Origin of the sequence: Actinoplanes sp. KI2 (assembly GCF_025630775.1) — a bacterium.
Taxonomy (GTDB): Bacteria; Actinomycetota; Actinomycetes; order Mycobacteriales; family Micromonosporaceae; genus Actinoplanes.
Window position 1 is genome coordinate 1 of the sequence record NZ_JAOSZE010000017.1, and the last position, 22,168, is coordinate 22,168.

Consider the following 22,168-nt stretch of genomic DNA (forward strand, 5'->3'; position numbering starts at 1 on the left):
GGCGCCGACCTGGGCGGCCGCTTCCGCACCCAGGGCGGCGCTAACGAGGCCGGGCGCCGACCTGAGCGACCGCTTCCGCACCCAGGGCCGCACCGGCCGCGAGCGCGGCCTGCGGCCCCGCCCCCGAACACCAGGCATCGAGCAGGCCCGCCGCGAACGCATCGCCTGCGCCGGTCGGATCCTTCATCGGTACGCGCGAGGCCGTCCCCCGCCAGCGACGGCCGTCCCGGGCCGCCCACGACGCCCCCTCGGCGCCCTGCTTGACCACCACGTCGGCCACGTGCGCCGTCAACCGGGCCGCCTGGTCGTCGGCGGGGCCCGGGCCGGCCAGCACCTCCGCCTCGTCCGTGTTGCACAGGAGCAGGCCGGCGTCGCGTACCCAGGCCAGGAACGCCTCGGCGCCCACCGACCGCAACGGCGCCGCCGAGGCCGCGTCGACGCTGGTGGTCAGGCCGCGCCGGGAGGCGGCCGCCAGGGCCGCGAGACCGGCCGCGCGGGATCCGTCGTGCAGCAGCGGATAACCGGAAAGATGCAGGTGACGGGCGTCGGTCGCGTCGATCGCGGCCACCACGTCGGCGGGGTCGAGCAGCAGCGACGCGCCCCGGTCGGTGATCATGGTGCGCTCGTGCGGCCCGGCCAGCACCACCACACTGCCGGTCGACGCGCCTCGGTGCGCGCGCACCGCGCAGTGCACCCCGGTCGCGGCCAGCTCGGCCACCCGCTCCCGGCCCGCCGGATCGTCGCCGACCGCGGCCACCAGCGTCACCGGCCGGCCGCGGCTCGCGAGCCAGGCGGCCGTGTTCGCCGCCTGGCCGCCGCCGCTCACCGTGATCGCGGCGGCGGTGTCCGAACCGACCTCGATCGGGCCCGCGTGCTCGACCAGCACGTCGGTGACCAGGTCGCCGACGACGATCACGCGGGCGCCGTGCGGCCCGGCGGGGCCGGTGCGGCGGTCGCCGGCGCTGATCACGCGGGCGGGGCTCACGCGGGCGCGGCTCACGCGGGCGCGGCTCACGCGGGCGCGGCTCACGCGGGCGCGGCGAAGCCCACCGGGGCCGGCGCCGCGGTGGTCGCCACCGCGATCCGGGCGGCCAGCGCGGCGTTGCGCAGGATGATCCGTACGTTCACCGCGAGGCTCTGTCCCGCGGTGCTCTCGTGGAAGTGGGACAGCAGGAACGGGGTGACCGCCTTGCCGGTGACGTGCCGGTCGGCCAGCAGCTCGAGGCCCTCCGCCAGGGTGCGGTCGTGCAGCGCCGGGTCCAGCTGCTCGTCGGCCGGCAGCGGGTTGGCCAGGATCAGCGCGCCGGCCCCGACGCCCTGGTCGGCCCGGGCCCGGATGACGTCGGCGACCTGCTCGGGCGAGTCGAGCTGCCAGTCGACGTCGAAGCCGCCGTCGGTGATGAAGAAGCCCGGGAACCGCTTGGTGCCGTAGCCGGCGACCGCGACGCCGAGCGTCTCCAGGCGCTCCAGCGTGGCGCCCACGTCGAGGATCGACTTCACCCCGGCGCAGACCACGACGATCGGGGTACGGGCGAGGGTGACCAGGTCGGCCGACTCGTCGAAGGTGACGCTCGCCTCCCGGTGCACGCCGCCGAGGCCGCCGGTGGCGAACACGCCGATCTCGGCGGCGGCGGCGACCGCGCTGGTCGCGGCGACCGTGGTGGCGCCGTCGGCCCGCCGGGCGGCGGCCACCGCCAGGTCGCGCACGCTGAGCTTGGCCACCCCCTCGGCCAGCGCGAGGTGCTCGATCTGGTCGTCGTCGAGGCCGACGACCAGCTCACCGCCGATCATGCCGATCGTCGCCGGCACCGCGCCGTTGTCCCGGACGGTCTGCTCGATCTCCCGCGCCACCCGCAGGTTGTCCGGGTGCGGCAGGCCGTGCGAGATGATCGTGCTCTCCAGCGCGACCACCGGCCGGCCGTCCCGGCGGGCTCGGGTTACCTGCTCGCCGTATCGCATCGCGAAGTCAGTCACAAGGGCTACGGTACGGTGCCGGACGGCCGGGCCAACGTTGGACCGTTCCGGCGTGAGGTGTCAGACTTGCTGGTTGGAGCATCGAACCTTCCGCCGCGCTGGGGGGCGCCGGCGGTATGACCCGACGTGGCGTTGACCGTGTCGTTGACTGAAGGGCAGATTGTCGTGACCACGCAGATTCTGGAGCGGCCGGAGACCAAGGACGCCGATACCGGTCCGGAGATGTTCCATTATGTCCGTAAGGAGAAGATCGCCGAGAGCGCGGTCATGGGCACCTTCGTCGTGGCGCTCTGCGGGGAGAAGTTTCCGGTGACCAAGACGCCCAAGCCCGGCTCACCGGTCTGCCCGCAGTGCAAGGAGATTTACGAGGCGATGACCCACTGAGCGGTTACAGCCTGGTCGTCGGCGATCTTGTCGGCGTCGCGGTCTTCGCCGCCTCGGGCGCGTCGGCCGCGGTCGCCAAGCGCCTCGACCTGTTCGGCGTCGGATTCGTCGGGTTCGTGGCCGCGCTGGGCGGGGGCATCCTGCGCGACCTGGTGATCGGCTCGGTGCCGCCGCTCGCGTTCGCCGACTGGCGGTACCCGGTGACCGCGGTTCTCACCTCGGTCGCCGTCTTCTGGCTGCATCCCCAGCTGTCCCGGCTGCGCCGCACGGTGCTGCTGCTGGACACGGCCGGCCTCGGGCTGTTCACGGTCACCGGCACCCTCAAGGCGCTGAACGCGGGCGTGCCGCCGGTCGGCGCCTGCCTCGTCGGCATGTTGACCGCGATCGGCGGCGGGCTCGCCCGCGACCTGCTCACCGGCGAGATCCCGGTGGTGTTGCAGCGCGAGATCTATGCGGTGGCCGCGCTCGGCGGCGCGATTCTCGTCACGATTCTGTACGGCGCGGGGTTCGTCGGTCCACTCCCGATGGTGGTCGCGGCCGTGCTCATCACGGGTGTACGGCTGTTCGCGCTCTATCGGCGGTGGCATGCGCCGATCGCCGTGCCCTGAGCCCGCACTGGCTATGCTGGCGTCTTCTGTCCGGAACTGAAGGGATGTTCGTGAGCCCGCCCCTGCCGGATCTGGAGAACTTCCCACCATTGCGGGCCTGGCAGCGCAAGGCGCTGGTGGAATACCTGCGGCGCCGCTCCGACGACTTCATGGCGGTGGCGACGCCCGGCGCCGGCAAGACCACGTTTGCCCTCCGGATCGCCGCCGAGCTGCTGGCCGACGGCACCGTCGACGCGGTCACCGTGGTCTGCCCCACGGAGCACCTCAAGTCGCAGTGGGCGGCCGCCGCCGGCCGCGTCGGCATCCAGCTCGACCCGACCTTCCGCAACTCCGATGTGCACTCGTCGCGTGACTTCCACGGCGCGGTCCTCACGTATGCCCAGGTCGGCATGGCGCCGGCCGTGCACCGGCGGCGGACGATGACCCGGAACACGTTCGTCATCCTCGACGAGATCCACCACGCCGGCGACTCGCGTACCTGGGGCGACGGGGTGAAGTCGGCCTTCGAGGAGGCCACCCGCCGGCTGATGCTCACCGGCACCCCGTTCCGCTCGGACGAGAACCCGATCCCGTTCGTCTCCTACGAGCGGGGCGAGGACGGGCTGCAGCGCTCCCGGGCCGACTCCGTCTACGGGTACGCCGACGCGCTGCGCGACCGGGTCGTGCGGCCGGTGCTGTTCATGGCGTACTCCGGCGAGACCCGGTGGCGCACCAACGCCGGCGACGAACTGGCCGCCCGCCTCGGCGAGCCGATGACCAAGGACCTGATCGCCCAGGCCTGGCGGACCGCGCTCGACCACCGCGGCGACTGGATGCCGCAGGTGATGCGGGCCGCCGACGCCCGGCTCTCCCGGTTGCGGGAGCACGGGATGACCGACGCCGGGGGCCTGGTGATCGCCAGCGACCAGCAGACCGCCCGGGCGTACGCGAAGCTTCTGCACGAGATCACCGGGCAGCCGGCCGTGGTCGTGCTCTCCGACGACGAGGGCGCCTCGGGCCGGATCGCCTCCTTCGCCGCCTCGCAGGAGCGCTGGATGGTCGCGGTGCGGATGGTCTCCGAGGGCGTCGACATCCCACGGCTGGCGGTCGGCGTCTACGCCACCAGCGCCTCGACCCCGCTGTACTTCGCCCAGGCGATCGGCCGCTTCGTGCGGGCCCGGGTGCCCGGCGAGACCGCCACGGTGTTCCTGCCGAGCGTGCCGCACCTGCTCGGGCTGGCCAGCGAGATGGAGGCGCAGCGCGACCACATCCTGGGCGCGCCGAAGGAGAAGGACGGCCTCGACGACGACCTGATGGAGCGGGCGCAGCGCGAGGAGGATGCCTCCGGCGAGCTGGAGAAGCAGTTCGAGGCGCTGTCCTCGATCGCCGAGCTGGACCAGGTCATCTACGACGGCACCTCGTTCGGCACCGGCGCCCGCACCGGCACCGCCGAGGAGGAGGAATACCTCGGCATCCCCGGGCTGCTCACCCCGGACCAGGTCTCGATCGTGCTGAACAAGCGGCAGGCCGATCAGCTCGCCGCGCAGAAGCGGCAGCCGAAGAATGCCGAGGTGCCCGCCCAGCGCGACCCGGCGCCCGCGCCGATGACCGCGGGGGAGCGGCGCAACAGCCTGCGCCGCCAGCTGAACACGCTGGTGGCCGCCCATCACCACCGCACCAATCTGCCGCACGGCAAGATTCACGCCGAGCTGCGCCGGCTCTGCGGCGGGCCGCCCAGCGCCCAGGCGACGATCGAGCAGCTGGAAGAGCGGATCGCGACAATTCAGTCGTTCTGAGGCTGCCGCTGCCGCACGGACGTGCTCGCCCGGGTGGCCTGGGTGGCCGTGCCGGGCTTCTCGCCGGACGGCCGGCGTCGCGTACGCCCTTCTGCGCGTCGCTGTTGCCCTCGGTGTACCGACCCTGAGGGGCGTGGCCGTTCGGGCCGTCGAAGGGATTCTGAGGCTCCGGAAGGGCCCTGCCGGGTAACGCTGCCGCTACTGATCCCGACCGTGCTGCCCCGGCGCCGGTCGATGTCAAGTCCTCTTGACGTATAGAGAACTTGACACGATGATGGGCGCATGGCGACCTCGGTGCTCGACCGCGTGGTGCGGTGGAATCTCGATCTTGATGGCGATCTCTACGGCGATGAACGGGAGCGGTATCGGTGGTATGAGGGCATAGCCGTCGCCGCCCAGCTCCAGTCGATCCTCATCCCCTGGTCGGCGGCCGTCGTGATATGGCCGCTGGGCGAGACCGCGGTGGTGCCGCTGACGATCATGCTGGTCGCGTTCTGGCTGCCGGCCGCGCTCGGCACGGTCTACGTCCGGTCCCGCAAGGTGGAGACCGCGCCGCGCGGGTGGAGCTCCAAGCGGGTGCTGCTGACCGCGGTCACCGCGCTGCCCTACGGGGTGTTCGTGGCCGGCGCCTTCTACGTGCACAACCCCGACAGCTCGACCTGGATCGGCGCTGTTCTGGGCGGCGTGGTCGGCGCGGGCATCGGCGTCGCGGCCCTGATCGTCAAGGGCCGGCAGCGTGAGCGGCGTGAGGCGCTCGCCAAGGATGACGACTGATGGCGCCACCTGCGGGCCCGGTGCGGGCCGCGGAGGCCGACGGCGCCGCGGGGGAGCGCATCCGGGCCGCACGAAAGGATGCGGGTCTCACCCAGCAGGGGCTCTCGAGCGCGGTGCAGGTGAGCCGGCAGACCATCATCGCCATGGAGACCGGCGATTACGCCCCTTCGGTGTACCTGGCGATCAAGATCGCGCGGGCTCTGGGTACCTCGGTGGAGGGTCTGTGGGGGAACGAGATGTGAAAAGGGGCGCCCCACACCTGGGCGCCCCTTTATCGCGTCTGAAGCGGGGGATCTAGTTGGAGTTAGACATCATGTCCGCGCCACGCCAGGTGAACTCCGGGTCCGCCGCGTACTGCACCGCGATCTTCACCAGGTCCTCGGCGTACCGGTTGGCGTGGTGTCCGCAGAACACCAGCTCACCGCCACCAGCCAGGGTCAAACGGAGCTTTCCGGCTGCATTGCAGCGGTCGCACCGTTCATCGGCTGCGGGGCCGGCCACACTACCCGCCGGCGGCGTGAGAGTCGGGGTCATCGCCTTCCTCCTCTGTTCGAACCGATGAACATGTTCCTCGGCTACTGCTCACATCGTGCAACACCCTGCACCGTTGCAGCCTTCCCACTGTGCCCCAGGGGGACCGGGGTCACACGTGTTCCGGCTAGTGTGCCGTGATCCAAGGGTGCCACGTCAACGATCACTTCTGCACAACGGTCTGATCACCACCCGACGATGTACGGATGGTGATCAGACGGACACGCAATGTTGACCGAACGGTTTAGTCCAGGTAGTCCCGGAGAACCTGCGACCGGGACGGGTGACGCAGCTTCGACATCGTCTTGGACTCGATCTGCCGGATGCGCTCGCGGGTCACCCCGTAGACCTGACCGATCTCGTCCAGCGTACGCGGCTGGCCGTCGGTCAGACCGAAGCGCAGCCGGACCACGCCCGCCTCGCGCTCGGAGAGCGTCTGCAGCACCTGCTGCAGCTGGTCCTGCAGGAGCGAGAAGGAGACCGCGTCGACCGCGACGACCGCCTCCGAGTCCTCGATGAAGTCGCCGAGCTGGCTGTCGCCCTCGTCGCCGATGGTCTGGTCCAGCGAGATGGGCTCCCGGGCGTACTGCTGGATCTCCAGCACCTTCTCCGGGGTGATGTCCATTTCCTTGGCCAGTTCCTCCGGGGTGGGCTCGCGGCCCAGGTCCTGGAGCAGCTCACGCTGTATGCGGCCGAGCTTGTTGATGACCTCGACCATGTGCACCGGGATGCGGATCGTGCGGGCCTGGTCGGCCATCGCGCGGGTGATCGCCTGCCGGATCCACCAGGTCGCGTACGTGGAGAACTTGTAGCCCTTGGTGTAGTCGAACTTCTCCACCGCGCGGATCAGGCCCAGGTTGCCCTCCTGGATCAGATCCAGGAACGCCATGCCCCGGCCGGTGTACCGCTTGGCCAGCGACACCACCAGCCGCAGGTTGGCCTCGAGCAGGTGGTTCTTGGCCCGCTCGCCGTCCCGGCCGATCCAGCGCAGGTCGCGCTCCATCGTCCGCTCGAGCTTCTCCTCGCCCTCCTCGCAGGCGCGCAGGCGCTCGGCCGCGTACAGGCCGGCCTCGATCCGCTTGGCGAGCTCGACCTCCTGCTCGGCGTTGAGCAGCGGGACCTTGCCGATCTGCTTGAGGTACGCCCGGACGGAGTCGGCGGACGCGGTCAGCTCGGCGTCCCGGCGGGCCTGCTTGAGGGCCTCGGACTCCTCGTCGTCCCACTCGAAGTCGCCGTCGGTGGCCGAGCTCGCGGCGTCGGTCGCCGCGGCCTCGACCATGGCGGCCGGCTCCTCGACGACCACGTCCTCGATCTCGGCGGCCAGCTCCTCGGGATCGATCTCCTCGCCGTCCTCCGGGCCTTCCTCGCCGGGCGCGGCGGCCTTGGCCGGCGACGCCTTCTTGGCGGGCGCGGCGCCGGCCTTGGCGGGCGCGGCGGCCTTGGCGGCGGTCGCCTTCTTGGCGGGCGCCTTCTTGGCGGGAGCGACCTTGGCGGCGGCCGGTTTCGCCGGGGTGGCCTCGGCGTCGGCCTCGACCGCCGGGGACGCCGCGGCGGCCTGCTTCGGCGGTGCCGCCTTCTTGGCCGCGGGGGCGGCCTTGGCGGTGGTGGCCTTGGAGGCGGGCGTGGCCGCGCGGGCGGCGGCGACCTTGCGACGAGTGCTCGCCGAGCCGTCGACGACCACGGTGACGCCGGCGTCCACGAGCCCGCGCAGGATCTTCTTGGCCTGAGCCGGGTTCACCTCGGCGGACTCGAGCGTGCGAGCGACCTCGGCCGACGTGAGCTGCCCGCCCGCGCCCTGTGCATGGGCGATCAGGGCCTCGGTGAGGGAACGAACGTCGGCACCGTTCTGGTGGGCTTCTGTCACGAATGACCTTCCGAAGGCGATGTGGTTGTGCACGGCCATGAGCCCAGCGCAGCGCACGGCGAGGAGGCTGGCCGGTGTTGGTGTGGGGACCCCCGGGACGCTCTCTTACGTTCGCGAAGCGGTGGGTAGGCGTGAATTGTAGCGCCGTCCAGTGAGATCCTCCCGCCGCAGCACGCCGCAGGGGGTCGCCGACCTCGCCGGAGACGTCTGGCGCGAGAATGGTATCGGCGGAAAGGGCGAACAAGTGAGCGAGTTTCCGGCGGCCGACGAGCTGCTTTCGATCGCGATACCGGTGGCGCGCGAGGCGGCAGCCACCGCGCGGCGCATGCGCGCCGAGGCGATCACCGACGTCCAGACGAAAAGCACCCGTACGGACGTCGTCACGGCGGCTGACCGGGCGGTCGAGCGGCAGGTCGTGGTCGCGCTGCGGACGATCCGGCCGTACGACGGCGTGTTGGGCGAGGAGTACGGCGAATACACCGCCGGGCCGGGCGCGGTGCGCTGGATTCTCGACCCGATCGACGGCACGGTGAACTACCTGTACGGCCTGCCCGCGTACGCGGTCTCGCTGGCCGCCGAGGTGGACGGCGTGGTGCTGGCCGGCGTGGTGATCAACGCGGCCACCGGCGACGAGTGGACCGCGACCCGCGGCGGCGGCGCCTGGCGAGGCGGCCGGCGGCTGCGCTGCTCGAACCGGACCGACCTGTCCCAGGTGCTGCTCGGCACCGGCTTCGGGTACGACGCGAAGCGCCGGGCGCACCAGGGCGCGGTGCTGGCCCAGCTGATCACCCGAGTGCGGGACATCCGGCGGATCGGCGTGGCGTCGCTCGACCTGTGCTCGGTCGGCGAGGGCCTGCTGGACGCGTACTACGAGAAGGGTCTCAACCCGTGGGACCACGCGGCCGGCGGCCTGGTCGCCGCCGAGGCGGGCGCGGTGGTCGGCGGCCTCGAGGGCGCACCCCCGGGCCTGGACATGGTCGTGGCGGCGCCGCCGGCGATCTTCGGACCGCTGCACGACGCCCTGGTCGAGCTGGACGCCGCCGGCGGCGCCTAGATGGGCACCCGGTGCCCGTCCCGGGCGTGTCCTCGATCACCCGGGAGGGCGGGCCTAGGTAGCGTCTTTCTTGACCGGCTTGGCGCAGGCGCCCGGCGGCAGGGTCGGCTCGCCGACCTCGACCAGCGACTGGTTGACCTCGGTCGTGGTGGCCAGCTGCCGGAACTGGCTGCCGATCACGATGTCGATCAGGGTGCCCTTGCGCTTGGCGTTGTACTCCAGCTTGGACCGGTCCAGGAAGTAGGCGCGCAGCAGCTGGGCCCGGCCGACCGCGTCCGGCCCGTACCGGATCTCGGCGACGCCCTTGTACTTGGTCTTGCTCTCGGCCGGCTTCTGCACGGTGAAGCGGCGGTTCTTGAACTCGTTGGTGACGCTGTCGGCCAGCCCGGCCGTGCTGGTCCCGTTATAGACCTTGATCGTGACCTCGGCCGGATCGTCCGGCAGCGTGACGTCGGCCATCGGGGCGCCCGCGGGACAGTTGTCGGCCGTCACCTCGTCCCCCTGGGAGTCGCGAACCAGGGCGGTGATGACGAAGACGATCGCGGCCACGGCGAGCACACCGACGACGACCAGTGCTCGAACGCGGGCAAAGCTCATGGGGCTGGCTCCAGATCGGGTAACACGGCAGGCTGGGACGCGGGACCTGTCGAGAGGTTAGCGTCTGTCCGCCAGGCATGCGGAAACAGGGAATCCTTCCGGCGCGCCGACGATGATCCAGAGCTTTGTGCCCCTACTTTGATGTCGCCTCGGTCACATCGGGAACAATGGGCCGCCTGTTTGCGTACAACGATGCCGCGACGCAGGTAACGTTCCGCGCTCGTCGGGGCAGTTTCATCAGGTCAGCAGGAGTGTCAGAAATCGTCCGGCGTAAGCGGGAACCGAAACCTCGTCACAGGCGTTACTAACGCCAAGTGACTCATCGATACAGGAGAGTGAAAACCGATGGCCACCGACTACGACGCCCCGCGTCGCGATGAGGTCGACCTCGGCGAGGACAGCCTCGAGGAGCTCAAGGCCCGTCGAGCCGACTCGCAGTCGGGCTCAGTGGACGTCGACGAGGTCGAGGTGGCGGAGAGCTTCGAGCTGCCCGGCGCCGACCTGGCCGACGAGGAACTCACCGTCAAGGTGCTGCCCATGCAGTCCGACGAGTTCCGCTGCGCCCGTTGTTTCCTCGTGCACCACCGCAGCCAGCTGGCCGCGGAGCGGAACGGGGAGCTGATCTGCCGCGAGTGCGCCTGACCGGCGACTCGCGCGCAAGCGCCACCACCCGGCCGCCCCGCCGAGCGGTCGGGCGTGCGGGCGTTTCCTAGTTTGACCGAGCTGGTTTCAATCGAGGACACGACCGGGCATTCGGCTGGTACGCCGATGCGACGCACGACGGGAGGACGACCATGAGCCACCCGGAGGAGACCGAGCTCGAACCGGGCGCCGCCACGCCCGCACCCGGCTCCACCCCCAGCCCGGCCGGCCCCGGTCCGGCCGAACCGACCCCGACCGATCTCAGCCCGGCCGACCCCACCCCGACCGATCTCAGCCCGGCCGGCCCGAGCGTCGCCGGCGCCGACAACGACCTGGGCAAGACGGTCGCGGCGCTCACCGCCGACGACCTCGAGCCCGCGAGCCGGCGAGAACTGCTCGGCCGCCTGGTCGGTGACATCCGCCACCGTGGGCTGGGCCAGCTGTTCCGCCCCAAGGCCGCGCTGCGCTGGATGGCCGACGTGGTCACCGACATCGCGCCGCACGTGCCGGTCCGCGACCGTGCCATGTTGCACCGCCACTTCCCCGGCCTGAACGAGGACGAGCTGGCCGAGCGCCTGATCCGCAATGCCGCGCGCTCCACCGCGGGCCTGGGCGCGGTCGGCGGCGGTGTGGTCGCCATCGAGTGGGTCGCCACGCCGACCCTGCTGTCCGCGCCGGTGCTGCTGGCCGCCGAGACCGTGGCGGTGGTCGCGATCGAGCTGAAGCTGCTCGGCGAGCTGCACGAGGTCTACGGCCGGCCGGTCCCCGGCGGCACCGGGCAGCGCGCCCTGCACCTGCTGCAGTCCTGGTCACAGCAGCGCGGCATCAACCCGCTGCTGCCCGGCGTGGGCGTCGCCACCGTGCTGGGCGCGGCCGCGCGCCGCGACCTGCAGCGCAACCTGCTACGCCGGTTCGGTCGCAGCCTGGGCACGATGGGGCCGCTGCTGACCGGCGCGGCCGTGGCGGGCTATCTCAACCGGCGGGCCACCCGGGCCCTCGGCGATCAGGTCCAGAAGGACCTGAAGCGGACCGCGCCGCGGGTCATCGAGTCTGCCTGACCCGTTCCGCCTGCTCCAGCAGGATGGTCGCCAGCTCGACCGGGTGCCGGGTGCTGATCACCCAGAAGGGTGTCGGATCGTCCGGGTCGTCGAGCAGGATCTGCACGGCCGGGCCGATCCACGGCCGCTGGATGACGAACGAGAGCGGGTGGGCGCCCACGCCGAGCGCCTCCCGCTTGCCGGCCGCGTCCAGCGCCACCACCTCGGAGACCACCGCGAGCGGCAGCCGGGCGTCGTCGATCAGGAACTCGTCGGCCGTCACGGTCACCCGGATGCGGCCCGCCCAGAGCAGCAGCGCCGCGCTGGCCGGCAGCAGCACGGCGAACGGTACCCAGGCGGGCAGGTGCGGGAAGCCGAGCAGCACCTCGAAGCCGATGATCAGGTCGACCGCCAGGGCGGCGAGCCAGGCCCACGGCGAGACGCCGAGCCGCTCGGTGTAACGGGCGGGCTCGGTGGTGCGCGCCGGGGACTGCGGTGTCACCCTGGAAGGGTACGGCGCGCCTCCGTTGCCGGGCACGGCAGGATGGCAGGGTGATTGCCTGCCGCCGCCGCACGAAGTGAAGGACGCTTTGCCTTGACCGACGTAGTCATCCCGATCCGCAGGCTCGACCCCGACCTGCCGCTGCCGGCCTACGCCCACCCCGGCGACGCCGGCGCCGACCTGGTCGCCGCCGAGGACACCGAGCTGGTCCCGGGCGGCCGCGCGGCGGTGCGCACCGGCGTCGCCGTGGCGATCCCGGACGGCTACGTCGGCCTGGTGCACCCCCGCTCCGGCCTGGCCGCCCGGCTGGGCGTTACGGTGCTCAACGCGCCCGGTACGGTCGACGCCGGCTACCGCGGCGAAATTCTGGTCATCCTGGTCAACCACGACCGGGAGCGGACCGTGAAGATCTCTCGTGGCGACCGCATCGCCCAGCTGGTCGTTCAGCGGGTGGAGCGAGCCGTGTTCCAGGTGGTCGAAACCCTCGACGACACCGCCCGCGGCGCCGGTGGTACCGGCTCCACCGGCGGGCACCAGTCCTTGATTCCGGAAGGTGGCAGTGATGTTCTCCCGTAAGCGCGGCGGCCCGAAACACGTGCGTCCGACCGACGCGCCGCCGTCCGCGGCGCTCGAGCGGAGCCTCGCGGCCGACGACGAGGCCCCGCCGCCCACCCACGGCCCGTGGGACGCCAAGTACGCCCCCGAGGGTGTGGAGCGGCTCGACCTGGGCAGCCTGCAGATCCCCGCGATCGAGGGCGTCGAGGTGCGGGTGCAGGCCAACCCGGACGGCGGCGTCGAGCAGATCGTGCTGGTCGACGGCGAGAGCGCGCTTCAGCTCGGGGTGTTCGCGGCGCCGCGCAGCGAGGGCATCTGGGACGAGGTGCGGGCCGAGATCGCCCAGGCCATGTCGGCCGACGGCGTCGCACCGCGCGAGATCGCCGGGCCGTACGGGATCGAGCTGGCCGCCCAGGTCAACACCCCTGAAGGGCCGGCCGACGTACGGTTCGTCGGGGTGGACGGGCCGCGCTGGATGGTGCGGGCGCTCTACCAGGGCGCGGCCGCGTCCGACCCGTCCCGCGAGGGCGCGCTCGGCCAGGTGCTCTCCGGCCTCGTGGTGATCCGGGACGCCGAGGCCCGGCCGGTCCGCGAGGCGCTGCCGCTGCGCCTGCCCAAGGAGATGGCCGACCAGGCGGCGGCGCAGGCGGAGGCGCAGGGCGCCCAGGGCCCGGGGGCCAACGGCCGGCACGCGTGATTCGCGGGACGCGGCAGCGTACCGTGGTTCGTGACGGGGGCCGGTCTTTGAAGGAGAACCCATGACGACGGACGAGCGCACCGGTCTGCGCAAGTTCTTCGACCGGTTGACCGCCAGCGACTCGGAGTTGGACGCGGAGCACCTCCAGCGGGAGAGCGCGAAATGCGGCGCGATGCCCGCCGGCCAGTGCAGCCGGGGGCAGGTCGTCTCGGTGTCCGGCCGGTTGCGGACGGTGGCGTACACTCCTCGCACCAACCTGCCGACGCTGGAGGCCGACCTCTACGACGGCAGCGACGTGGTCACGCTGGTCTTCCTGGGCCGCCGGTCGATCGCCGGCATCGAGCCCGGCAGGCAGCTCACCGCGCGTGGCCGGATTGCGATCCGGGACGACCGCAAGGTCATCTACAACCCGTACTACGAGCTGGAGGCGCCCCGGTGACTGGCAGCGAGCCGCGTCACGCCGCAGGTGAATCGGTGGAGGAACGGCTCGCCGAGGAGGTCATCGAGGAACTCGACCTGCACGAGGTCGACGACGAGGAGCCCCTTCCCTCGATGAGCGAGCAGATCGCCGACCAGCTGGGCGGTGTGCGCGGGCTCATCGAGTCGAGCCTGCCCGTGCTCGTGTTCGTGATCCTCAACGTCGTGCTCGGCGACGCCGTGCTGGGTCTGGACAAGCGCACCGCGCTGTACTGGGCGATCGCCGGCTCGGTGGTCTCGGCGGTCGGCATCGGCGTCTTCCGGCTGATGCGCAAGCAACCGGTCCGGCACGCGGTCAACGGCCTGTTCGGCATCGCGATCGGCGCGTTCCTGGCCTGGCGCACCGGCGAGGCGAAGGACTTCTACCTCCCCGGCATCCTGCTGACCTTCGGGCAGGCCGCGGTGCTGCTGGTCTCCGTCGTGATACGCAAACCCCTGATCGGCTACGCCTGGGGCATCATGGCGAACAAGGGACACCAGGACTGGTTCGGCAACGCCCGGCTGTTTCGCACCTTCCAGTGGCTGACCCTGGTCTGGGTGGTGTCGCTGTCCGCCCGCGCGGGCATCCAGTACTACTTGTGGGCCCTGGGCGAGGCGAACGCGCTGGGCATCGTCCGGATCCTGATCAGCTGGCCGATCTACGCCGCCACGTTCGCCTTCACCGCCTGGGCCATCCACCGGGTCACCTCCGAGCAGAAGGCCGCGCCCGCCTAGTCGCCGATCTCGCGGGCCTCGCTGCCCAGGACGACGGCGCGGATCTGGTCTTCTACCTCGCTGGTGCAGACGAAGATCAGCTCGTCGCCGGCTTCGAGCGAGTCGTCGACGGTGGGCACGACGACCCGCTTGCCGCGCAGGATGGCCACCAGCGCCGCGTCCCGGGGCAGCGGCACGCTGCGCACCGGCTTCCCCTCGTACGGCGCGTGCCGGGGCAGGGTGATCTCGACGAGGTTCGCCTCGCCCTGCCGGAAGGTCATCAGCCGGACCAGGTCGCCGACCGTGACCGCCTCCTCGACCAGGGCGGCCATCAGGCGCGGCTTGCTGACCGAGACGTCCACGCCCCACTGCTCGGTGAACAGCCACTCGTTCTCGGCGCGGTTGACCCGGGCGACCACCCGCGGGACCGCGAACTCCGTCTTGGCCAGCAGCGAGACCACCAGGTTGACCTTGTCGTCGCCGGTGGCGGCCACCACGACGTCGCAGCCGGCCACGTCCGCCTCCTCGAGGCTGGACAGCTCGCAGGCGTCGGCGAGCACCCACTCCGCCTCCGGCACCCGCTCCGGCCGCAGCTGGCGCGGCTGCCGCTCGATCAGCATGACCCGGTGGCCGTTGCCGATCAGCTCCTGCGCGATCGACCGGCCGACGTTGCCGGCCCCGGCGATGGCGATCCGCATGGTCAGTGCCCTTCCGTATGGGTGCCCGAGGCGACGTCCAGCACGGCGCGCACGGTGTCGTCGGTTACCAGCATGAAGATCTGGTCGCCGTCCTGGATGACCGTCGACGGGGTGCCCAGCGTGCCCATCCCGAACCGCATGAGGTATGCCACCCGGGAGCCGGTCGCGTCCTCCAGCGCCTTGAGCGTGCTGCCCACCCAGTCGCGGTGCAACGGCACCTCGACGATGGAGACGACGCTGGTCGGGTCGCGGAACACCTCGACGGTGCCCTCCGGTACGAGGTGGCGCACCATCCGGTCGGCGGCCCACCGGATCGTGGCCACCGTGGGAATGCCGAGCCGCTCGTAGACCTGGGCCCGGCGGGCGTCGTAGATCCGGGCGACGACCCGGGACACGCCGAACGTCTCGCGGGCCAGCCGGGCCGAGATGATGTTCGAGTTGTCGCCGCTGGAGACGGCGGCGAACGCGTCCGCCCGCTCGATGCCGGCCGCGCGCAGCACGTCCCGGTCGAAGCCGACGCCGGTCACCGTGATGCCGCTGAACTCCGAGCCCAGGCGGCGGAACGCGTCCGAGTTCTGGTCGATGACCGCGACCGAGTGGCCCCGGCTCTCGAGGTTCGCGGCGAGTGTGGAGCCGAGCCGCCCACACCCCATGATCACCACGTGCACGTGTCGCGTCCTCCCGGATCGGTGCTGACATGTGTGAGCGTGCCATGCGCGTCCGGCGGACGGTGCCCGGGGCGGGGTACGGGGCGTGCTGAGCGCCCGTACCCTTGGCACTCGTGGCAAGTTCGACCTCCCTCGCCAAGCGGCTGCTGCTGGGCAGACCGTTCCGCTCCGACAAGCTGCAGCACACGCTGCTGCCCAAGCGGATCGCGCTCCCCGTCTTCGCCAGCGACGCGCTGTCGAGCGTGGCGTACGCGCCCGATGAGATCCTTCTGACACTTTCGATCGCCGGCGCGGGCGCGTTCGTCATCTCGCCGTGGATCACCCTCGCCGTCGCGGTCGTGATGATGACCGTGGTGGCCAGCTACCGGCAGAACGTGCATGCCTACCCCTCCGGCGGCGGCGACTACGAGGTGGCCACGGTCAACCTCGGGCCACGGGCCGGCCTCGGCGTGGCCAGCGCGCTGCTGGTCGACTACATCCTCACCGTGGCCGTGTCGAGCTCCTCCGGGGTTGCCGCCCTGGGCGCGGTCTGGCCGCTGGCGAAGGACAACCCGGTCGCCTTCTGCGTGGGCGGCATCGCCATCCTGACCGCGCTGAACCTGCGGGGTCTGCGCGAGGCGGGCACGGCGTTCGCCATTCCGACGTACGCGTTCATCATTGTGATCGTCGGCGTGATCCTGACCGGGCTGTTCCGCATCTTCGTGCTCGGCCAGGACCTGCGGGCCCCCTCGGCCGATCTGGTGATCACCGCCGAGCACAGCAACCTGACCAGCTTCGCGTTCGCCTATCTGCTGTTGCGGACGTTCTCCTCCGGCTGTGCGGCGCTGACCGGTGTCGAGGCGATCTCCAACGGGGTGCCCGCCTTCAAGCCGCCGAAGAGCAAGAACGCGGCGACCACGCTGCTGCTGCTCGGCACTCTGGCGATCATCATGCTGGTCGGGATCATCACGCTGTCCCGGATGACCCACCTGCAGTTCGTCGAGGACCAGACCAAGCAGATCGTCTCCGGGCCGCCGGGGTACGACCAGAAGCCGGTGATCGCGCAGCTCGCCGAGACGGTCTTCGGCGCGCAGTCGCCGCTGCTCTACGCGGTCAGCGCGGTGACCGCCCTGATCCTGTTCCTGGCCGCGAACACCGCGTTCAACGGCTTCCCGGTGCTCGGCTCGATCCTCGCCCAGGACCGTTACCTGCCGCGCCAGCTGCACACCCGCGGCGACCGGCTGGCCTTCTCCAACGGCATCGTCTTCCTCGCCGCCGCCGCGATCGTGCTGGTCGTCGCGTTCCAGGCGCAGACCACCCGGCTCATCCAGCTCTACATCGTGGGCGTGTTCGTCTCGTTCACGCTCTCCCAGGGCGGCATGATCCGGCACTGGAACCGGCTGCTGCGTACCCAGCGCGACCCGTCGGTGCGCAGCCGGATGGTCCGCTCCCGGGCGATCAACGCGTTCGGCATGGGCCTCACCGGTGCCGTCCTGGTCGTCGTGCTGGTCACCAAGTTCCTGCTCGGCGCGTGGATCGCGATCGCCGCCATGGTGGTCATCTACGTGACCATGCTGGGCATACACAAGCACTACACCCGGGTCGCGCAGGAGCTGCAGCCCACCGACGAGCGCCCGGTGCTGCCCAGCCGCAACCACGCGATCGTGCTGGTCAGCAAGGTGCACATGCCGACCCTGCGTGCGGTGGCCTACGCCCAGGCGACCCGGCCGGACACGCTCACCGCGGTCACCGTGAACGTCGACGACAAGGACACCCGGGGCATCCAGGACGAGTGGGAGCGCCGGCAGATCCCGGTGCCGCTCACCGTGATCGACTCGCCGTACCGGGAGATCACCCGGCCGATCATCGACTTCGTGAAGGGCCTGCGCCGCGGGTCCCCTCGTGACGTGGTGACGGTCTTCGTCCCCGAGTACGTGGTCGGTCGCTGGTGGGAGAACCTGCTGCACAACCAGAGCGCGCTGCGCATCAAGGGCCGCCTGCTGTTCGAGCCGGGCGTGATGGTGACCAGCGTGCCGTGGCAGCTGCGCTCCAGCCAGGACCGCGACCTCGACCGCTTCGACCGCGGCCTCAGCCGGGCGCCGCGGCGCGGCCCGCGTACCCGGTCCGCCGGGTCCGAGCCGCCCGAGAACGAGGATGCACACCTATGACGGATCCGGGTTCGGACCTGGCCGAGGGCGACCGGGTCGAGGTGGTCGTCGAGGCGCCGGCGCACGGCGGGCACTGCGTGGCCCGGCTGGACGGCCGGGTGCTGTTCGTGCGGCACGCGCTGCCCGGGGAGCGGGTCGTCGCCGAGGTCACCGAGTGGCGCCGCGGCTACCTGCGGGCCGACGCGGTCGAGATCCTCGAGTCCTCGCCGGATCGGGTCGAGCCCCCGTGCCCCTACGCCCATCCCGGCGGCTGCGGCGGGTGTGATCTTCAACATGTCGCCGGCGACGCGCAGCTGCGGTGGAAGGCCGACGTGGTCGCCGAGCAGCTTCGGCGTCTGGCCAAACTGCATTTTCCGGTACGGGTCGAGGCGCTGCCGACCGCAGTTCCCCGAACCGGGGCGTCGGAGTCCGGCGCCGGGCCCGGCTCACCGCTGCTGGGCTGGCGCAGCCGGGTCCGGTACGCGGTCGACGCCGCGGGCCGCGCGGGACTGCTGCAACACCGCTCGCACCAGGTCGTCCCGATCGACCGGTGCCGGATCGCGCACCCGGCGGTGCAGGAGCTCGACCTGCTGGCCCGGCCCTGGCCGGACGACGACGCCATCGAGGTGACCGCCTCGACCGGCGGCGACCTGGCGGTGCTGACCCGACCGTCCCGGGGTCGTGCCGCTGCGCCCGGCGGCGACGCGCTGACCGGCGACCCGGTCGACTTCGCCTCGTCCGGGGGCCGGCGCGAGCGGCTGGCCGGGCCCGCGGAGGTCGTCGAGGAGGCGGTGGGTCGTCGCTGGCGGGTGCCGCCGGAGGGTTTCTGGCAGATCCACCCGGCCGCCGCCGACACGCTCGCCGCGACCGTCGTCGAGCTGTTGCGACCGGTCGAGGGGGAGGTCGCGTGGGACCTCTACGGCGGCGCGGGCCTGTTCGCCGCCGCGGTCGCCGCGCACACCGGGGCCCGCACCACGCTGGTCGAGTCGTCCCCGATCGGGTGCGCCGCGGCCCGCGCCAACCTGACCGACCTGCCCACGATCGAGATCGTCGAGGCCCGGGTGGAGACCGCCCTGCACCGCCGCCGGATCACCGGGCCGGTCGACCTGGTCGTGCTCGACCCGCCCCGGTCCGGGGCCGGCGCGCGGGTCGTCCGCGGCATCGCCGACGCCCGCCCGCGGGCGGTCGCCTACGTGGCCTGCGACCCGGCCGCCCTGGCCCGCGATGTGGGCACGTTCCTCGGCCTGGGCTGGCGGCTGACGCAGCTGCGCGCCTACGACTGCTTCCCGATGACCCAGCACGTCGAGTGCGTGGCCCTGCTCGAGCCGGCGGGCTGATCCGCGCGGAACGGGCCGCGGCCCGGCCGGCGGCGTGCACGGGCGGGCCGGGCGGGGAGCGCAAGGGCACGCTTCCGCCCGGATGGTCGCGCAGCGGCCGGGAGGTTTCGCCCAGCTCGCGGTGTCGACCGGGGACTTGTCCGCTATCCCGTATATCTGCTGTTTTTGCGTTAGTTGGCGCGCTCGGCGGCCTGGATCGCGTTGCGGAAGAGCATGGCGACCGTCGTCGGGCCTACGCCGCCCACTCGCGGGGTGATCGCGCCGGCCACCTCGGCGCACGACTCGTCGACATCGGGGAGCAGGCGGCGGCCCTCGTAGCGAACGCCGGCGCCGATCACGGTGGCGCCGGGCTTGACGTGCTCGGGCTGGATGATGCCGGGGACGCCGGCCGCCGCGACCAGGATGTCGGCTCGCCGGGTGTAGCGCGGCCAGTCCGCGACGCCGGTGTGCACCACGGTGACGGCGGCGTTGGCGGTGGGGCGCTTCTGGGCCATCAGCATGGCGAGCGGGCGGCCCAGCGTGGCGCCGCGGCCGAGGATGACCAGCTCCCGCCCGGCGACCGGGATGCCGTGGTGTGCCAGCAGCGCCTCGATGCCGGCCGGGGTGCAGGGGAGTGGGCCGGGCATGCCGAGCGCGAGGCGGCCCATGTTGAGCGGGTGCATGCCGTCGACGTCCTTGTCGGGGTCGAGGGTCTGCAGCGCGGCGTCGTAGTCGAGATGGCCGGGGATCGGGTACTGGATGAGGACGCCGTGCACGTCCTTGTCGGCGTTGAACTCGTCGATCACCCGGTGCAGCTCGTCCTGGGTGGTGTCGGCGGCGAGGTGCCGGTGCGGTGAGGCGAAGCCCAGCTCGGCGGCCTGGCGCTGCTTGATGCGGATGTAGCCGGCGCTGGCGTCGTCGTCGCCGACCAGGATGGTGGCGAGGCTGGGCACGATGCCGCGGTCGCGCAGCCGGGCGGCGCGGGCGGTGACGTCGGCGAAGATGGCCTCGGCGACCGGGGCGCCGGGCAACAGGCGAGCGGACATGGGGTCTCCTCTCGGCACGGGAACCCAGGCGGTCGACTCCCGTGGCCGGCTCCCCGATGGTCACCCATCCTGTGCCGCCAGTCGCGCAGAGGTTCCAAGGATGCCATATCGCCCAGCGGGTGAGCTAAGTCACCGGCGCCGGTGATGTGCAGGTTGTGTGTAGGACCTGGCTATGGCCGTTCGCGCGGCACGCCGTCACCGCCGCGCCGATAGACTCGGCATCCATGAGCGAAGCCCACTCTGCCTCGACCGGCCTGCTGGCGACCATCACCTGCCCGGGTGACCTGAAGCGCCTGACTCCCGAGCAGCTGCCGCTGCTGGCCGCCGAGATCCGCGACTTCCTGGTGGCCAAGGTGTCCCGCACCGGCGGCCACCTGGGCCCCAACCTGGGTGTCGTGGAGGTGACGCTGGCCCTGCACCGAGTCTTCGACTCGCCGCGGGACAGCCTGTTGTTCGACACCGGCCACCAGGCGTACGTGCACAAGATCCTCACCGGCCGGCAGGACGGCTTCGACCTGCTCCGCCAGCGCGGGGGCCTCTCCGGTTACCCGAGCCGGGCGGAGAGCGAGCACGACTTCATCGAGAACTCGCACGCCTCCACCGCCCTCTCCTACGCCGACGGCCTGTCGAAGGCGTACGCGCTGCGCGGCGACGACCGGCACGTGGTGGCCGTGGTCGGCGACGGCGCGCTCACCGGCGGCATGTGCTGGGAGGCGCTGAACAACATCGCGGCCGGCAAGAACCGGCTGGTCATCGTCGTCAACGACAACGGCCGCTCGTACGCGCCGACCATCGGCGGGCTGGCCGACCACCTCTCCACGCTGCGCCTCAACCCGGGCTACGAGCGGGTGCTCGACCTGGTGAAGGAGGCGCTCGGCTCCACCCCGGTGGTGGGCAAGCCGGTCTACGAGGTGCTGCACGCGGTCAAGAAGGGCATCAAGGACGCGATCAGCCCGCAGCCGATGTTCGAGGACCTCGGCATCAAGTACATCGGCCCGGTCGACGGCCACGACGAGCAGGCCATGGAGTCGGCGCTGCGCCGGGCCAAGGGCTTCCACGCGCCGGTCATCGTGCACGCGGTGACCCGCAAGGGCTACGGGTACGGTCCGGCGGAGCTCGACGAGGCGGACCGGCTGCACGGCCCCGGCAGCGCCTTCGACGTGGAGACCGGCAAGCTGCTGGCCAAGCCGTCGGTGAAGTGGACGCACGTCTTCGCCGAGGAGCTGGTGCGGATCGCCGACGAGCGCCCGGACGTCGTGGGCATCACCGCCGCGATGGCCGAGCCGACCGGCATCGCCGAGCTGGCCCGCAAGCACCCCGACCGGGCGTACGACGTGGGCATCGCCGAGCAGCACGCGGCGACCAGCGCGGCCGGCCTGGCGATGGGTGGCCTGCACCCGGTGGTAGCGGTCTACGCCACCTTCCTCAACCGGGCCTTCGACCAGGTCCTGCTGGATGTGGCGATGCACCGGCTGCCGGTGACCTTCGTGCTCGACCGGGCCGGCGTCACCGGGCCGGACGGGCCCAGCCACTACGGCATCTGGGACATGAGCGTGTTCGGCGTGGTGCCGGGCCTGCGCATCGCGGCGCCGCGGGACGCGGCCACCCTGCGCGAGGAGCTGCGGGAGGCGGTCGCGGTCGAGGACGGGCCGACGATCGTCCGGTTCCCGACCGGCTCGGTCGCCCCCGCCACCCCCGCGGTCCGGCGCCTGGGCCAGGTCGACGTGCTGCGCGAGGCCGACCGCAAGGACGTGCTGCTGGTGGCCGTGGGCTCGTTCGCCGGGCTCGGCCTCGAGGTGGCCGAGCGGCTGGCCGGGCAGGGCTACGGCGTGACCGTGGTCGACCCGCGCTGGGTGCGTCCGGTCCCGGTCGAGCTGATCGGGCTGGCCGGCCGGCACCGGATGGTGGTGACCCTGGAGGACGGCATCCGGGCCGGCGGGGTGGGCGACGCGGTGGCCGGCGCGCTGCGCGACTCGGCGGTGGACGTGCCGCTGCGCGACTTCGGCGTGCCGGCCGGGTTCCACCCGCACGGCAGCCGGGCCGAGATCCTCGCGGCGCTCGGGCTGACCGCGCAGGACATCGCCCGGGACGTGATCGAGTGGGCGTCCCGGATGGAGGACGCGGCCGAGCCGCAGCCCGCGCCGTAGAAC

The 22,168-nt window shown here is 72.0% G+C and carries 24 protein-coding genes; 15 read left to right on the plus strand and 9 right to left on the minus strand.

Annotated elements, in window-relative coordinates; all coding sequences use genetic code 11:
* Positions 1-40 precede the first annotated feature (40 nt).
* Together ODJ79_RS18980 and ODJ79_RS18985 are read right to left on the minus strand one after the other, a co-directional pair.
* Positions 41-916: a carbohydrate kinase family protein gene (locus ODJ79_RS18980; protein WP_317620677.1), complete on the minus strand. Its 876-nt coding sequence runs from the start codon at positions 914-916 to the stop codon at positions 41-43.
* Positions 917-1,026: 110 nt separating this feature from the next.
* A complete protein-coding gene (locus tag ODJ79_RS18985) occupies positions 1,027-1,974 on the minus strand; it encodes a pseudouridine-5'-phosphate glycosidase (protein WP_263024826.1) in 948 nt (315 codons plus the stop codon).
* Between the two features lie 159 nt (positions 1,975-2,133).
* Here ODJ79_RS18985 and ODJ79_RS18990 point away from each other — a divergent pair, with 159 nt between their 5' ends.
* From ODJ79_RS18990 to ODJ79_RS19010, 5 genes are all read left to right on the plus strand, one after another.
* On the plus strand, positions 2,134-2,358 hold the full coding sequence (locus tag ODJ79_RS18990) for a DUF3039 domain-containing protein (RefSeq protein WP_263024993.1): 225 nt from the start codon (positions 2,134-2,136) through the stop codon (positions 2,356-2,358).
* Positions 2,325-2,966, plus strand: a complete 642-nt coding sequence (locus tag ODJ79_RS18995) for a trimeric intracellular cation channel family protein (RefSeq protein WP_263024827.1) — start codon at positions 2,325-2,327, stop codon at positions 2,964-2,966. The genes ODJ79_RS18990 and ODJ79_RS18995 overlap by 34 nt, the downstream gene beginning before the upstream one ends.
* Positions 2,967-3,010: 44 nt before the next feature.
* Positions 3,011-4,741: a DEAD/DEAH box helicase gene (locus ODJ79_RS19000; RefSeq protein ID WP_263024828.1), complete on the plus strand. Its 1,731-nt coding sequence runs from the start codon at positions 3,011-3,013 to the stop codon at positions 4,739-4,741.
* Between the two features lie 282 nt (positions 4,742-5,023).
* Positions 5,024-5,515, plus strand: coding sequence for a hypothetical protein (locus tag ODJ79_RS19005; protein ID WP_263024829.1), 492 nt, complete (start codon positions 5,024-5,026; stop codon positions 5,513-5,515).
* A complete protein-coding gene (locus tag ODJ79_RS19010) occupies positions 5,515-5,757 on the plus strand; it encodes a helix-turn-helix transcriptional regulator (protein WP_263024830.1) in 243 nt (80 codons plus the stop codon). The genes ODJ79_RS19005 and ODJ79_RS19010 overlap by 1 nt, the downstream gene beginning before the upstream one ends.
* 52 nt (positions 5,758-5,809) lie before the next feature.
* Here the strand turns inward: ODJ79_RS19010 and ODJ79_RS19015 are convergent, their stop codons facing one another.
* Complete coding sequence (locus ODJ79_RS19015) at positions 5,810-6,049, minus strand: hypothetical protein (protein ID WP_263024831.1); 240 nt, start codon at positions 6,047-6,049, stop codon at positions 5,810-5,812.
* A gap of 241 nt (positions 6,050-6,290) precedes the next feature.
* Positions 6,291-7,910, minus strand: a complete 1,620-nt coding sequence (locus ODJ79_RS19020; RefSeq protein ID WP_317620674.1) for an RNA polymerase sigma factor — start codon at positions 7,908-7,910, stop codon at positions 6,291-6,293.
* A gap of 244 nt (positions 7,911-8,154) precedes the next feature.
* On the opposite strand from ODJ79_RS19020, the gene ODJ79_RS19025 reads away from it, so the two are divergent.
* Positions 8,155-8,964 (plus strand): inositol monophosphatase family protein, encoded by an 810-nt coding sequence (locus ODJ79_RS19025; RefSeq protein ID WP_263024833.1) that lies wholly within the window; start codon positions 8,155-8,157, stop codon positions 8,962-8,964.
* A 54-nt stretch (positions 8,965-9,018) separates the two neighbouring features.
* Here ODJ79_RS19025 and ODJ79_RS19030 read toward each other — a convergent pair whose 3' ends face one another.
* Positions 9,019-9,561, minus strand: coding sequence for a LytR C-terminal domain-containing protein (locus ODJ79_RS19030; protein ID WP_263024834.1), 543 nt, complete (start codon positions 9,559-9,561; stop codon positions 9,019-9,021).
* Positions 9,562-9,906: 345 nt separating this feature from the next.
* Here ODJ79_RS19030 and ODJ79_RS19035 point away from each other — a divergent pair, with 345 nt between their 5' ends.
* Both ODJ79_RS19035 and ODJ79_RS19040 read left to right on the plus strand, forming a co-directional pair.
* Positions 9,907-10,203, plus strand: a complete 297-nt coding sequence (locus tag ODJ79_RS19035; RefSeq protein WP_030434033.1) for a DUF4193 domain-containing protein — start codon at positions 9,907-9,909, stop codon at positions 10,201-10,203.
* Between the two features lie 152 nt (positions 10,204-10,355).
* Positions 10,356-11,261, plus strand: coding sequence for a hypothetical protein (locus ODJ79_RS19040; RefSeq protein ID WP_263024835.1), 906 nt, complete (start codon positions 10,356-10,358; stop codon positions 11,259-11,261).
* On the opposite strand, the gene ODJ79_RS19045 is transcribed toward ODJ79_RS19040, so the two are convergent.
* A complete protein-coding gene (locus ODJ79_RS19045) occupies positions 11,245-11,742 on the minus strand; it encodes a DUF3093 domain-containing protein (protein ID WP_263024836.1) in 498 nt (165 codons plus the stop codon). The two genes, ODJ79_RS19040 and ODJ79_RS19045, sit on opposite strands and share 17 nt — an antisense overlap.
* Positions 11,743-11,835: 93 nt before the next feature.
* On the opposite strand from ODJ79_RS19045, the gene dut reads away from it, so the two are divergent.
* The 4 genes from dut to ODJ79_RS19065 all read left to right on the plus strand — a co-directional run bounded on the left by dut (position 11,836) and on the right by ODJ79_RS19065 (position 14,185).
* Complete coding sequence (dut, locus tag ODJ79_RS19050) at positions 11,836-12,318, plus strand: dUTP diphosphatase (RefSeq protein WP_263024837.1); 483 nt, start codon at positions 11,836-11,838, stop codon at positions 12,316-12,318.
* A complete protein-coding gene (locus ODJ79_RS19055) occupies positions 12,305-12,994 on the plus strand; it encodes a DUF3710 domain-containing protein (protein WP_263024838.1) in 690 nt (229 codons plus the stop codon). Before dut ends, ODJ79_RS19055 begins: the two co-directional genes overlap by 14 nt.
* A 61-nt stretch (positions 12,995-13,055) precedes the next feature.
* Positions 13,056-13,433, plus strand: coding sequence for an OB-fold nucleic acid binding domain-containing protein (locus ODJ79_RS19060; protein WP_030434038.1), 378 nt, complete (start codon positions 13,056-13,058; stop codon positions 13,431-13,433).
* 113 nt (positions 13,434-13,546) lie between these two features.
* Entirely contained in the window at positions 13,547-14,185 is a 639-nt protein-coding gene (locus tag ODJ79_RS19065; RefSeq protein WP_411267351.1) for a DUF3159 domain-containing protein, read from the plus strand.
* Here ODJ79_RS19065 and ODJ79_RS19070 read toward each other — a convergent pair.
* Both ODJ79_RS19070 and ODJ79_RS19075 read right to left on the minus strand, forming a co-directional pair.
* On the minus strand, positions 14,182-14,868 hold the full coding sequence (locus ODJ79_RS19070; RefSeq protein WP_263024994.1) for a potassium channel family protein: 687 nt from the start codon (positions 14,866-14,868) through the stop codon (positions 14,182-14,184). The genes ODJ79_RS19065 and ODJ79_RS19070 overlap by 4 nt on opposite strands.
* The gene (locus ODJ79_RS19075; RefSeq protein WP_263024840.1) at positions 14,865-15,530 is read right to left on the minus strand and encodes a potassium channel family protein; all 666 of its coding nucleotides are present in this window, start codon (positions 15,528-15,530) and stop codon (positions 14,865-14,867) included. The genes ODJ79_RS19070 and ODJ79_RS19075 overlap by 4 nt, the downstream gene beginning before the upstream one ends.
* 113 nt (positions 15,531-15,643) lie before the next feature.
* Here ODJ79_RS19075 and ODJ79_RS19080 point away from each other — a divergent pair, with 113 nt between their 5' ends.
* Both ODJ79_RS19080 and ODJ79_RS19085 read left to right on the plus strand, forming a co-directional pair.
* Complete coding sequence (locus ODJ79_RS19080; RefSeq protein WP_263024841.1) at positions 15,644-17,677, plus strand: APC family permease; 2,034 nt, start codon at positions 15,644-15,646, stop codon at positions 17,675-17,677.
* Positions 17,674-18,993 carry a class I SAM-dependent RNA methyltransferase gene (locus ODJ79_RS19085; RefSeq protein WP_263024842.1) on the plus strand — a complete coding sequence of 440 codons (1,320 nt, stop codon included), beginning with the start codon at positions 17,674-17,676 and terminating at the stop codon, positions 18,991-18,993. The genes ODJ79_RS19080 and ODJ79_RS19085 overlap by 4 nt, the downstream gene beginning before the upstream one ends.
* 170 nt (positions 18,994-19,163) lie before the next feature.
* On the opposite strand, the gene ODJ79_RS19090 is transcribed toward ODJ79_RS19085, so the two are convergent.
* A complete protein-coding gene (locus ODJ79_RS19090) occupies positions 19,164-20,018 on the minus strand; it encodes a bifunctional 5,10-methylenetetrahydrofolate dehydrogenase/5,10-methenyltetrahydrofolate cyclohydrolase (RefSeq protein ID WP_263024843.1) in 855 nt (284 codons plus the stop codon).
* 224 nt (positions 20,019-20,242) lie between these two features.
* Between ODJ79_RS19090 and dxs the strand changes: the two genes are divergently transcribed.
* Positions 20,243-22,165, plus strand: a complete 1,923-nt coding sequence (gene dxs, locus ODJ79_RS19095; RefSeq protein ID WP_263024844.1) for a 1-deoxy-D-xylulose-5-phosphate synthase — start codon at positions 20,243-20,245, stop codon at positions 22,163-22,165.
* Positions 22,166-22,168: the final 3 nt, after the last annotated feature.

Bases quoted from the DNA above. Each gene is read 5' to 3' on its own strand.
- ODJ79_RS19000 (WP_263024828.1), top strand. From the start codon at position 3,011: ATGTTCGTGAGCCCGCCCCTGCCGGATCTGGAGAACTTCCCACCATTG.
- ODJ79_RS19005 (WP_263024829.1), top strand. From the start codon at position 5,024: ATGGCGACCTCGGTGCTCGACCGCGTGGTGCGGTGGAATCTCGATCTT.
- ODJ79_RS19010 (WP_263024830.1), top strand. From the start codon at position 5,515: ATGGCGCCACCTGCGGGCCCGGTGCGGGCCGCGGAGGCCGACGGCGCC.
- ODJ79_RS19015 (WP_263024831.1), bottom strand. From the start codon at position 6,049: ATGACCCCGACTCTCACGCCGCCGGCGGGTAGTGTGGCCGGCCCCGCA.
- ODJ79_RS19030 (WP_263024834.1), bottom strand. From the start codon at position 9,561: ATGAGCTTTGCCCGCGTTCGAGCACTGGTCGTCGTCGGTGTGCTCGCC.
- ODJ79_RS19035 (WP_030434033.1), top strand. From the start codon at position 9,907: ATGGCCACCGACTACGACGCCCCGCGTCGCGATGAGGTCGACCTCGGC.
- ODJ79_RS19040 (WP_263024835.1), top strand. From the start codon at position 10,356: ATGAGCCACCCGGAGGAGACCGAGCTCGAACCGGGCGCCGCCACGCCC.
- ODJ79_RS19055 (WP_263024838.1), top strand. From the start codon at position 12,305: ATGTTCTCCCGTAAGCGCGGCGGCCCGAAACACGTGCGTCCGACCGAC.
- ODJ79_RS19060 (WP_030434038.1), top strand. From the start codon at position 13,056: ATGACGACGGACGAGCGCACCGGTCTGCGCAAGTTCTTCGACCGGTTG.
- ODJ79_RS19065 (WP_411267351.1), top strand. From the start codon at position 13,547: ATGAGCGAGCAGATCGCCGACCAGCTGGGCGGTGTGCGCGGGCTCATC.
- ODJ79_RS19085 (WP_263024842.1), top strand. From the start codon at position 17,674: ATGACGGATCCGGGTTCGGACCTGGCCGAGGGCGACCGGGTCGAGGTG.
- ODJ79_RS19090 (WP_263024843.1), bottom strand. From the start codon at position 20,018: ATGTCCGCTCGCCTGTTGCCCGGCGCCCCGGTCGCCGAGGCCATCTTC.
- dxs (WP_263024844.1), top strand. From the start codon at position 20,243: ATGAGCGAAGCCCACTCTGCCTCGACCGGCCTGCTGGCGACCATCACC.